10 protein-coding genes are annotated in these 11309 nt (G+C 68.1%); 7 read left to right on the top strand and 3 right to left on the bottom strand.

Going from position 1 to position 11309, the window contains the following annotated elements; translation table 11 throughout:
* From ACZ55U_RS38040 to ACZ55U_RS38020, 5 genes are all read left to right on the top strand, one after another.
* A partial coding sequence (locus tag ACZ55U_RS38040; protein ID WP_465534043.1) for a transposase occupies positions 1 to 587 on the top strand: 587 nt, incomplete at its 5' end.
* A gap of 175 nt (positions 588 to 762) precedes the next feature.
* Positions 763 to 1041, top strand: coding sequence for a hypothetical protein (locus tag ACZ55U_RS38035; RefSeq protein ID WP_465534041.1), 279 nt, complete (start codon positions 763 to 765; stop codon positions 1039 to 1041).
* Between the two features lie 315 nt (positions 1042 to 1356).
* Positions 1357 to 1731, top strand: coding sequence for an effector-associated constant component EACC1 (locus tag ACZ55U_RS38030; RefSeq protein WP_465534039.1), 375 nt, complete (start codon positions 1357 to 1359; stop codon positions 1729 to 1731).
* Positions 1728 to 4121 carry a caspase, EACC1-associated type gene (locus tag ACZ55U_RS38025; RefSeq protein WP_465534037.1) on the top strand — a complete coding sequence of 798 codons (2394 nt, stop codon included), beginning with the start codon at positions 1728 to 1730 and terminating at the stop codon, positions 4119 to 4121. The genes ACZ55U_RS38030 and ACZ55U_RS38025 overlap by 4 nt, the downstream gene beginning before the upstream one ends.
* A 136-nt stretch (positions 4122 to 4257) precedes the next feature.
* Entirely contained in the window at positions 4258 to 5289 is a 1032-nt protein-coding gene (locus tag ACZ55U_RS38020) for an NAD-dependent epimerase/dehydratase family protein (RefSeq protein WP_465534035.1), read from the top strand.
* Positions 5290 to 5464: 175 nt separating this feature from the next.
* Here ACZ55U_RS38020 and ACZ55U_RS38015 read toward each other — a convergent pair whose 3' ends face one another.
* Complete coding sequence (locus ACZ55U_RS38015; protein WP_465534033.1) at positions 5465 to 7510, bottom strand: hypothetical protein; 2046 nt, start codon at positions 7508 to 7510, stop codon at positions 5465 to 5467.
* Positions 7511 to 7897: 387 nt separating this feature from the next.
* On the bottom strand, positions 7898 to 8815 hold the full coding sequence (locus ACZ55U_RS38010; protein ID WP_465534031.1) for a hypothetical protein: 918 nt from the start codon (positions 8813 to 8815) through the stop codon (positions 7898 to 7900).
* 450 nt (positions 8816 to 9265) lie between these two features.
* Between ACZ55U_RS38010 and ACZ55U_RS38005 the strand changes: the two genes are divergently transcribed.
* Both ACZ55U_RS38005 and ACZ55U_RS38000 read left to right on the top strand, forming a co-directional pair.
* Positions 9266 to 9730, top strand: coding sequence for an ATP-binding protein (locus ACZ55U_RS38005; RefSeq protein WP_465534029.1), 465 nt, complete (start codon positions 9266 to 9268; stop codon positions 9728 to 9730).
* A 95-nt stretch (positions 9731 to 9825) separates the two neighbouring features.
* Complete coding sequence (locus ACZ55U_RS38000; RefSeq protein ID WP_465534027.1) at positions 9826 to 10218, top strand: hypothetical protein; 393 nt, start codon at positions 9826 to 9828, stop codon at positions 10216 to 10218.
* 256 nt (positions 10219 to 10474) lie between these two features.
* Here the strand turns inward: ACZ55U_RS38000 and ACZ55U_RS37995 are convergent, their stop codons facing one another.
* Entirely contained in the window at positions 10475 to 11167 is a 693-nt protein-coding gene (locus ACZ55U_RS37995) for an SDR family NAD(P)-dependent oxidoreductase (protein ID WP_465534025.1), read from the bottom strand.
* Positions 11168 to 11309: the final 142 nt, after the last annotated feature.

Genomic DNA, 11309 nt, shown 5'->3' with positions numbered 1-11309 from the left:
CCAAGGCCCCGCGCATGGCCGAACGCCTGGTCGACGAGATCTTCGACGCGCTCGACGAGCAGACCGTCGTCGTCCCGGGCACCACCACCCTGGACGTCGTGGTGCCCTCCCTGGCCCGCTCGCTCGCCGCCGTCCACGAACAGCGACGCGCCGTCGAAGCCCGGATCGGCGAACTGCTGGAGGCCCACCCTCTTTCCACGGTCCTGACCTCGATGCCCGGAGTCGGGGTCAGGACCGCCGCCACCCTTCTGGTCACCGTCGGCGACGGCACCGGCTTCCCCACTGCCGCGCACCTGGCCTCCTACGCCGGCCTGGCGCCGGCGACGAAGTCCTCCGGGTCCTCCATCCATGGCGAACACGCCCCGCGGACCGGCAACCGGCTCCTGAAACGGGCCATGTTCCTCTCCGCGTTCGCGGCCCTCCACGACCCCGACTCCCGGGCCTACTACGACCGGCAACGAGACCGCGGCAAGACCCACACCCAGGCCCTCCTCCGCCTCGCCCGCCAACGCATCAGCGTCCTTTTCGCCATGCTCCGAGACGGCACCCTCTACGAGACCCGCGCCCCCGAATCCGTGCCAGCATGACCCGCGCAGCCTTGACGAAGGACATAGAGGCACCCCCCCCACGAGGCCCGCCGCACCTGCGGCGGAGACCGCCGGCGCGGGCGGCCCGGATCCGAAGACCCCGCCCGCGGAGCTGTCCGCCGCCGCGCCGCTCGACCCGCCGCCCGGCCCGACGACTGCGCCGCAGCCGAGCGAGGTGCAGCCGACGGTCCCGGGGATCACCACCTACCAGCCCTTGGCCTCCGGCCACGTCGACCTGGTGGACGAGGACGGCACCCCGCTGCCCCACGACCTGGAGCAGCTGTTCGACCTCACCCACCCCGAGCAGACCGTCGTCTTCCCCCGACTGCGGATCTACCAGACCCGGACCTATCCCGGCACCCACCGGACAGTCACGCAGCTGCTCTACGTGCCGACCCAGTCGATCCCGCGCGAAGACTTCGAGCGCCTGCGGCTGGCACTCGGCGGGGAGTAGCCGCCACGACGTCAACGGTTCTGACCTTGCGGTGCTGGTTGAAGGGGGGTTCCTGCGTTTGGCATCCTCCGTAGGCAGGCGAGTAGACCTGTGGACCGGGCCAGGTACATCCACGGTGGGCACCAGCGGTTCTTATCCCTGATTCCTCGGTGCATCCCGTTTTTGGTCAATTCCGGCGAGGCGACCCGGCTCTTGGGTACGGTTGTCGGCGCGAGTCGGTCGCTGGCCTTCCGGCGCGGCTCGGGTGTCCGAACGGCGTCGGGTACGCACGGCGCTGAGCGACGGTCGACGACAGAGGACAAGGTGACTGTTCCGGTGAGCGACGTAAAACTCGGGCTGTCCGTCGAGGCGGCTGACGTGGAACGGCAAATCGTGGCTCTGCGCGACTGGTTGGCCTCGGAGGACGGACTTCGTGGGCGGGTGCAGTTACGGCGGCGCCCGCCCGCACCCGGCCAGATGGGTGGTGCGCTTGACCTTTTGACGGTCGTGCTGGGCTCGGGTGGCGCGGGCGTCGTACTGGTGCAGTCCTTGGTGGCCTTCCTCGCGAACCGGCGCGCCGACGTCACCGTCACCGTCACGGCCGGCGACGGCCGCCAGATCACTGTCGACGCGCGCAGGGTAACCGATCCCGCGGCACTGGTTCGTGAGGTGAATGCTCTGCTGCAATCCCCCGACGGGCAGGACCGGTGACGGAGCCGTGGTTCCCGCACGGTCCGTCCAGCCGCGCTGTGCTCATCGGTGCCCAGCGGTACAGCAGCGAGGAGCTACCGGACATCCCTGCCATCGAGCGGAACCTCCATGACCTCAAAGCGGCCCTCACTCACCACGAGCACGGGATTCTCGCCCCAGAACATTGCCGGGTGGTGGAGGAGCCAGGCGACGCCGCAACGGTGGGAGCAGCGTTGGCATGGGCGGTCCGGGAAGCGAGGGACCTGCTGCTCGTCTACTACGCAGGACACGGCGTGCTGGACGACGACGGCCTGCTCCATCTTGCGCTGACCAGCACAGACCAGGAGCACGTTGGCTTCTCGGCCGTCCCTTTGGAACTGCTCAGAAAGAACCTTGGACGGGCCACGGCCAACGCACGGGTGCTCATCCTCGACTGCTGCTTCTCCGGGCGAGCGGTGTCGGCGATGGCCAACCCGGACAGCCTGGTTTCCGGCCAGCTCGACATGTCCGGTACCTACACGCTGACTTCGACCACGGCGACCGCGCCGTCCCATGCCCCCGAGGGCGCCCGATACACCGCGTTCACCGACGCGCTGCTGCGGACTCTGGCTGAGCCTTCACCTCTCACGCTGGACGGCATCCACGATCGGATTGATCGGGATTTGGCCGGCCGAGGGCTGCCCAGGCCCCAGTGCCGGGCGGTTGGGGCCGCCGGCCGGATGGCGCTGGCACGGGGGGCCGTGCCTCCGCTCGGGCAGAATCCGTCCGCCGAGGATATGAGCTACCAGCTCCGGAAACACCCCTCCGTCACGGCTGGCAACTACCTCGCGATAACGGCGCTGGCCTTCCTAAGTTTTGGCGCCAGCTGGTTAGTGCTACACGATATCGGCCGCATCCCCCTTCCATGGGCCCTCGGTGGCATCCTGTTCGTGCACCTCATCGCATCCGGAAGCGTCGTCGGCAAACCGGCGACTCGACTGACGGTGAGTGCCGCCGGCCTCGCGGTCAGCGGACCGTCTCTGAAACATCTGGAACCGTGGGACGGTATCAAGAGCATCGCTGTCGTCAAGAACCCGGTGGGACGTACGGGTCTCGCCGCCAAGGAGGGCTGCGGTCTCATAGTCCGGCTGGCTCCGGGCACGCCGTCGGCGAAGGGCCCGTTAAAGGCGCACCTCTGTACGGCACCGGAAGCCTCCGAGGGCTTTGACTGGCACCTGGCAGTCATCCACGCGCCCGTCGACGACATGGCCAGCGCCCTGAGTGCCTACGCGCCGGCCGGAATCTGCGTTGAGCGGCGGAGCAGCGGCCTGACCGCCGCGCACGCCTACCACGGTCCCCGACGCCGCAGCATCTTGACCTATGTCGGGCTTCTCGCGCTGGACGGGTACGCGGCTTTCCACCTGGACCGCCGCAACACCCCGATCAAGCTGACCGGGCACACCGAGGCCGTGACAAGCGTACTCTTCAGCCCCAAGAGTGACATGCTGGCCAGCGGCAGCCTGGACACGTCCGTGCGCGTATGGGACGTGGCCACACGCCGGTGCATCGCAACTCTCTCGGGCCACAACAGCTCGATTGAGGAACTGCAGTTCGGTCAAGGTGGATCAATTCTGATGACCACGGACGGCTCTTGGGTGCGGATCTGGGAGTTGCCTAGCGGACGACCGAAGGCCGTTCTGAACGCCACCGGTGGCCGACTGAGCGGTGCTGGTTACCTTGCACTTCGGGGCACAGTTCAGGACAGTCATGCGGTGCATCTCATGGACGTCAGCGGCAACCGGGTCATTGCCACGTTGGATGGCCACACCGACTCTGTCAACGGCCTGGACTGGAGCGAGGACGGCCGTCTGCTCGCCAGCGCAAGCGAAGACGGCACGATCCGCCTGTGGGATGCTGAGACGGCCACCACTGTCCAGACCTTCGCGACACGCGGACCCGCCAAGTCCGTCCAGTTCGCGTGGGGGGACACCGTCATTGGTTCGAGGGAGGATGGAAGCGTCTACGTATGGCAGCTAATTTCCGGCTCGTGGCAGACCGTCGCCACTTTCCAGGACTCGGGCAGCGGTGTGCTAGCTCTCGGCCACCTGCCCGCCCGTAGGGTTGTCGTGATTGGACGGGGCCACTCCATCGGACTTTGGGACGTTAAAACGCAGAGCGCCACCTCCGTCGTGGATGCCCCGAACGGCCCGTCCAACTTCTCCGTGAGCCGGACAGGCCAGACGGTCGTCCTAGGCGACTGGGGTACTGTCCGGCTGTGGGACACGGACACCGGCCGGACCCAGGCACTGCCAGTCCCCTTCCTGCAGGAAGACGACGACTTTGGCGTCCAGGCCACCGCAGTCCAAGCGACTATGGTTGCGGGAGGCTGCGACGACCACGTGGTGCGACTGTGGACGACCCAAACCCCATGAACGACTGCGGGCGAAGCCGCCGATTGCCACGTCACCGTCCACCAGCTTTCGGCTCACAGTTCTGGTCGACCGGTGAGCGACACCCGATCCTGCGGGCGGCTGCTTGTTCAGGAGGCGACCTGGCAGGATCAGCCGCATGAGGATTCTCGTCCTGGGCGGAGGCTGGTTCCTGGGACCGGCCGTCGTGGCCGGCGCAGTGGCACGCGGCTGGGAAGTGACCACCTTCACGCGCGGCCGGTCGGGAAGCGCCATGCCCGGTGCGACCGCCGTGCACGGTGATCGAGAGCGGCCCGGCGACCTCATCCGGTTGGCCTCCGAGCACGGTCCCTGGGACGCCGTGATCGACACGTCTGCCTCGGCTCTCAGCTCCCGCGACGTGCTGGCCGGCGCGCGGGCCTTGGAACCGGTCGCGGCCCGGTACGTGTACGTGTCCACGGTGGCGGTGTACGAGGGCTGGCCCACCGAACCGTTGAATCCCGATTCGGCGGTGTGGGAGTCCCTGGAGGGCGCCGACCAGGAACTTGAACAGCCACCCGTCACGACGTCGGGCATCAACCCCGTCTACGGGCGGCGGGAGGCCGGTACTGAACGAGCGGTGGTCGAGACGTTCGGGCTCGCCCGGACGAGCCTGCTGCGGCCCGGTGTGCTGCTGGGGCCCGGGGAGTACGTCGGGCGCTTGCCATGGTGGCTGAACAGGGCCGAGCGAGGCGGACGGATACTCGCCCCGGGGGACCCGTCGCGGAGAATCCAGCCTGTCGATGTCCGGGACGTCGCCGTGTTCGCCCTCGACCAAGCGCTGCGCGTGGGCCATCAGGTCCACAACCTCGCCGCGCCGATCGGGCGGGAGACGATGGGCGGGCTCCTCCAAGCGTGCTTGGAGGCGACCAGGAGCAGCGGAACGCTGGTGTGGGTGCAGGACGAGATCCTGCTCCGCCATGGGCTGCGCCAGTGGACCGAGCTGCCGTTGTGGTGGACCCACCCGGGCACATCGGCCGTCGACGCGACCTCGGCTGCCGAGGCCGGCTTCGTCAGCCGGCCTCTGACGGAGACCGTGGCCGACACGTGGGCCTGGCTGAGCGAGGGGAACCGTCCGGTTCCGCACAGGCGTTGGGCGAAGCACGGCCTCGACCCAGGCAAGGAGCGCGCAGTCCTGGCGAGCGTCGGCTAGTACTTCAGTGCGACTTCGTGCTCTACACGAAGTCGCACTGAAGTACCAGAACACACGACGCGCAGCGATCTGAACACCCGGCTCGTTCTGGCCTTCCGGAGCCCGCGCAATTCCCTTCATCAGGTGGGTGAGCACTGCGCGGTATCCCTGCGCGGGGTGGGCCGTCGCACAGGCGCTACAGGAACCGTACCTGCGGTGGGTTGCCGGTGGAGATGGAGAGCTTCCCCTGCTGGATCTGGACGTCGCTGCCGCTGACCAGCACTCCGTTCTCCTTGGTCATCGAAACTCCGCCGGTCTGGAAGGCGACCGTCATGCCCCGCTCCAGGCTCACCCACTTCTTGAACTCGTTGATTCCGTAGAAGATGATCCGGTCCGGGAAGGTGACGAACATCCGCTCACCATCGTGGCTGAGCTTCATCCCGCCGCCCACGGTCAGCAGCCCTCGCACATGCGCCTCGCCGGAGACCCGGGCCTCGCCCGTGTGCAGCTCGTTCAGGTCCGCCTTGCCGGCGGTGACGCTGCCGCGGTCGTGACCGCCGTCGCGTAGGACGCGGAGGCCTTCGGGAGGGAACTCGATCCAGCCGTCCCCGGTGCCGGGGCCCTGGACCCACTTGGTGTTGATGCCGTTGAGGTCGGCCTTGTCGGCGGCGACGTTGCCCCAGGCGTTGCCGCCGTCCCTGCGGACGTTGATGCCGGACTGCGGGAACTCCACCCAGCCCTTGCCGCCGTCGCGATCGCCCACCCAGGTGGTGTTCAGCCCGTGGACGTCGACCTTCTCGGCTGTGACGGTGCCGCGGTCGTGACCGCCGTCGCGTAGGACGCGGAGGCCTTCGGGAGGGAACTCGATCCAGCCGTCCCCGGTGCCGGGGCCCTGGACCCACTTGGTGTTGATGCCGTTGAGGTCGGCCTTGTCGGCGGCGACGTTGCCCCAGGCGTTGCCGCCGTCCCTGCGGACGTTGATGCCGGACTGCGGGAACTCCACCCAGCCCTTGCCGCCGTCGCGATCGCCCACCCAGGTGGTGTTCAGGCCGCGGACGTCGACCTTCTCAGCGGTGAAGGTGCCGCGTTCCTGCCCGTTGGTGTCCTTGTAGAGGGTGGCGCCGGGCTCGGTGAAGTCGATCCAGCCCTGGCCGGCTTCGTGCTTGCCCACCCACTTGGTGTTGACGCCGTCCGCGTCGACCCGGGCGGCCGTGAGGATGCCCGGAGTGGCGTCGTGGCCGTGGTAGACGTTGACGCCGCGGTCCGGGAAGGTGATCCAGCCGGCGCTGTCGGTGCTCCCCTGGACCACACGGGTGGTGACGTCGTCGGCCGTTACCTTTCCCAGGTGGCCGTTCGGGTAGTAGACCTCCACGCCGTCCGAGGTGAAGGCGGCCCGGCCCTTGTTCGCCGTCCCCTCCACCCACGGGGTGCGTGTCCCGCTGTCGAACTCGGGGACGACCGCGTGGACGGTGGTGGTGAGGAAGTACCCGCGCTGCTGCTGGCCGGCGCCGGGCACCCTGGCGACGAGGGTGTAGGTCGTGCCGCGCTTCGGCGCGGAGGTGGGCCAGGAGTAGTCCTTGTGGCCCGGAGCCGCTCCCGGCACCGCCGGTTCGTTGTGAACCCGGGTCCCCGTCTGGTCGAGGATCTCGTAGTCGAGGTCGGTGGGGCCGTCCCACTGGAGCACGAGCTGCTCGTTCGCGTCACCGTTCAGCAGTGACTTCTGCGCACGGAAGTTGCGCGGCACCTGCGGCGTCTGCTTCACCAGGCCGAGGTGGGTGGTGTAGTGGCCGTCCCGCCGGGGGAGGTTGGCGTCGCCGCCGTGGGCCTTCTCGCGGATCTCCAGCAAGCTCAGGCCCGCGCCCGCGGAGATCGGGATGTTCTCCAGCTTCAGCACCAGCGCTCCGTGGCCGTCCAGGAGCGCATGCGAGCGCGTGGGAGGCTGCGCGCGGGAGAGCTGCGCCCGGAAGCACTCGTTGACGCTGTCCCACGTGAACTCCAGCGCGTCGTCCCTCGGGTTCTGGTACGTGCGCTCGATGCTCGTGGTGACCGCCGAGGGATTGCCCGTGAGGTCCGAGGACAAGCTAAGAAGTGGCATGGCCACCTCGATGTAGTCCCAACTTACCTCGGTCTGATGGGTGTTGGAGACGATCACGTACACGGTCTCCAGGGACGGTTCGTCCGTGAGCGATGCTCGGAGCGATGTCGGATTCGTCACGATCTCGTAGTGCAGCAAAGACGGCACGGTGCGGACTCCCAACCTCGGCGTTTCACGCGATGCGGGCTGACGATGGAACAGGCACCAACGTTTCTTGCGACGGTAAGCACTGCCCCGTCGTCCGGGAGCCGCGCTTGCAGGAGCTGGCCCGAACCGGTCCCTGGTCTGTCCGGATGCCAGTAGAACTCCGCTGGAGGGGCCCAGCAGTACTCGCCGAACTAACAACGAAACAGCCCCCTGGTCTGGGCGACTCGGACGGGTACTTCATCGGTGCAGCCATGGCAGAGGCTCTCCTCTCATGGCCATCAGGCCATCTCCGGCAACCTTCCGCACATCGGGGGAACGTTACGCAGCCACTACGGCGACGTCTCGCGGACCGCTCAAGCGGATAGATCACGAAGTCACACTGGCGTACTAGCCGTGCCCCAGCCGAGAGCGAGCCGCGGCGTTCCGGGCCCCAGGACCTGAGGGGGGCGCAACGATGGTGAAGTCCTCGATCCGCTCGGTGAGGTCCTGCGCAAGGCGGGCGTCGCGGGCCGCGATCAGCTCCAGCGACCGACGGGCGGACGCCTCAACTCCCGGCCCGTCATGGAGAAGCAGCAATGTGGAGCTGTTGCTCATGGCGACGCGCTCCAGGCTGAAGTCGAACTCGCCACCGATGCCATGAAGGTCGTCTTCGACCAGGCTGCGCTCGGCCAGGCTCTCCTCGATGGCCAGCTGAGCGTTCTCGACCAAGCCGCGGTGCGCGTAGGCGCGGGCCGCGATCGCGGCCAGCCGGGCCTTGCCCGTGGCGCCGACACCGGGGAACGACCGGGCTTCCTCGATCTTTCGGACCGCGTGGGTGGCCTTGCCCGTCCAGTAGTACAGCACCGCCAGGTACCCGTGGGCATAGGCCTGGAGCGGTCCGTCCTCGGCAACCTGACCGTAGAGCGCAGCCGCACGGGCCAGTTCGAACGCGTGGGGTATCGCGCCGAGGTCGAAGGCGCATGCCGAGAGAAGCGCCGAAGCCTGGCCGGCCACGAGGTACAGGCGTCGGCACTGTGAGGGCACCTGGGTGCGGTCCAGCAGCACTTTCGAGACGCCGAGCACTTCCTTTGCCGACGCGAAGACCACGTGCGGCGGCTTCATGCTGGTGTCCTGGACCAAGCTCACGAGATCGTCTTCGAGCTGGTCGAGCGTGAGGTCGGGCAGCAACTGAGGGGCCGCGTCGGAGGCGTGGGAGCTGGCGTCACGTGCAGTCATGGAGAGTTCACTTTCATCGAGCACAGGAGCAGATGGCGTCCGCAACACCTGGGCCTGATCGCCGGTGAAGGGCGCGAAGAGCTCTTCCACGGGCTGGCCGAAGAGCTGCTTCAGGATCCGCGGGCGCCGGGTGGTGAGGCCGGGCGACGTGCCCGGAGCGCCACCGTGAGACGGACTTCTCCGTCAGGACGACGTTCCTGAAGGCGGCATCGCCGGTCTTCTCGTGGAGCAGTGCGGCAGCCCGCCGGTATTCGGACTGGAACTCGCGAAAGTCCATGCCGAACTGGGTGATCAAGGCATCGAGCAGATTCATCGCGGTCCCTTCGCCGCAGCCCGTGCGAACCGCGTCGTTCTCTGCCTACCACGGTCGGCCATGTGGTCACACAAGCCGGGAAGAAGTGTCCGCGAACTGTCCGTGGTTTGTCCGCCGGCTCGCTCGAATGGGGATCAAGTGTCCTTGTTCTGCCAGTGGTTATGTCTGCGACCACGCGCCAGGGTTGGTCACCGCAAGCGAACCAAGCAAGAACGGGGCGCGTCCAGGTGCTCCTGCTGACGGGAGCGATGCACATGGTGGCCGTCGAACACGTGACGTCCGTCCGGCATTGGGAGGGCACCTTCCCGGCGGATACAGACGTGGTCCCTGCGGCGCGCCACAACGTGCGGTCGAGGCTGGAGAAGTGGGGATGGGACGTGGACGGCTGCGGAGCGGACGATCTGCTGCTCATCTTCACGGAGTTGATCACGAACGCGATCCGGCACGGCAGCAGCCAGGGCGACGTCGTGACGGTGCGGCTGGACCAGCGCGCCGGTACCTGCCGGGTCGAGGTCGAGGACTCCAGGCCCGACCGGCTGCTGCCCAAGGCCTTCATCGCCTGCGGAGAGCACGGCCGCGGACTGGTCCTCGTCGGACGCCTGGCGCTCGCCGTGGGTGTGGTGACGACGGCTACGACAAAGACGGTATGGGCGAGCGTTCGGGCCGACGGGAAGGCGGGAGAAGCACGGTGAAACTCAGCAAACTTGCCCAATTCCTCGGCTGCCGGCCTGCGACGGGCCGCCGACGCGGAACCACGCCGAAGCGACTGAAGCGACCGAATGCCACCATGCCGCAGTGTTACCAGGCCGCCCAGCGGGACGTGTTCTTCCGTCAGCGCCCCTGGACACCGCCGGAACCATTCTGGTGCACGGTCACCGCCTACTACCGGTGGGGGCAGCCGACCACACTGTGGAGCAGCGGCGCGGGCACCACTCGCCTGGCCGTCAGGGCGCTGCGCGACCGAGTCGACGCGCTCGCCGTCGACCTCGGCCTGCCGGAGGGCGACGAGCGGTTGCTGTGGCTGGACATCCCGTCCGCCGAGGGACGAGCCGCCGACGACCTCGCCAAGGGCCGCTCCCACGCCATCGTGATCACCCACGGCGTCTACATCATCAACGCCGCCCGCGCCGACCGCGCCGACACCGGGCCCGCGATCCAACACGTGCTCTGCTCGGCCTAACGGGAACGACCCTCATGACGTACACACGACGCGGCCGGCTCCGAGCGGCCGCCCCGAACTTCAACATCGGCGCGACCTGGCTCGCCTCCGCCAACCGGGAGCCGGAAGCGGCCATCGACCAGTGGAAGACGGGCCGGCTCGCCGACATCGAGACCGGCGAGCTCTTCAACGTCGTCCGGGTCAGCGGCGTGCAGAAGGGCATGGCCGCGCTGCGCCCTGCCGGCGGGAGACGACCCACTGGGTGTGCCGTTGTGCCTCACGGAGTAAGGGAGGTGAGGGTGCCTCCTTCGACCTTCAGTGCCGCGCCGATGGTGGCCGAGGCCCGGTCGGAGCTGGTGAAGAGGATGAGGTCGGCGACCTCGGAGGGCTCGATCAACCGCTGAATCAGGGACGTCGGGCGGAAGCGGGCGATGAACTCGCGCTGCGCGGCGTCGAAGGACTCCGCCTCGGGGATGAGGGCGGTGATGTATTCCTCGATGCCTTCGGTGTGGGTGGGACCGGGCAGCACCGAGTTGACGGTCACACCAGTACCGGCCGCGGCCTTGGCCAGGCCGCTGGCCACCGCCAGCAGGGCGGTCTTGGTCATGCCGTAATGGACCATGTCCAGGGGGGTGTCGATGGCCGTCTCGCTGGAGACGAACACGATGCGGCCGAAGCCGCGCTCCATCATGCCGGGCATGTACTGGCGGGCGAGCCGTACGCCGCTGAGGACATTGACCTCGAAGAAGCGACGCCACTGCTCGTCGGGGATGTCCAGAACCGGCGTGGAGGCGAAGATGCCGGTGTTGTTGACCAGGACATCAACCTCCGCAACCGTCTCCAGCAGCGTCTGAGCGCCTTCTGCCGTGGCCACGTCCGCGGCCACGGTAACGATGTCGGCACTGGGCACGCGCTCGCGGATGCCGTCGGCCGCCGCCTTCAGGCGGGTCTCGTCGCGGCCGTTGAGCATTTCCCTCGGTAGTCCGGCGACGGGACAGAGAGCCCGTCGACCGTTCGTCTGAGAGGGCGTTCGATACTGATTTAGGCTGCCGCGAGGGGTTTCGGGCGGAGGTATTGCCCGACTTTGTCGGGGCTGGCGGTCAGGCGGGTGG

This window comes from Kitasatospora sp. NPDC034533 (genome assembly GCF_055575155.1).
This window is presented reverse-complemented; position numbering and strand designations above follow the sequence as displayed.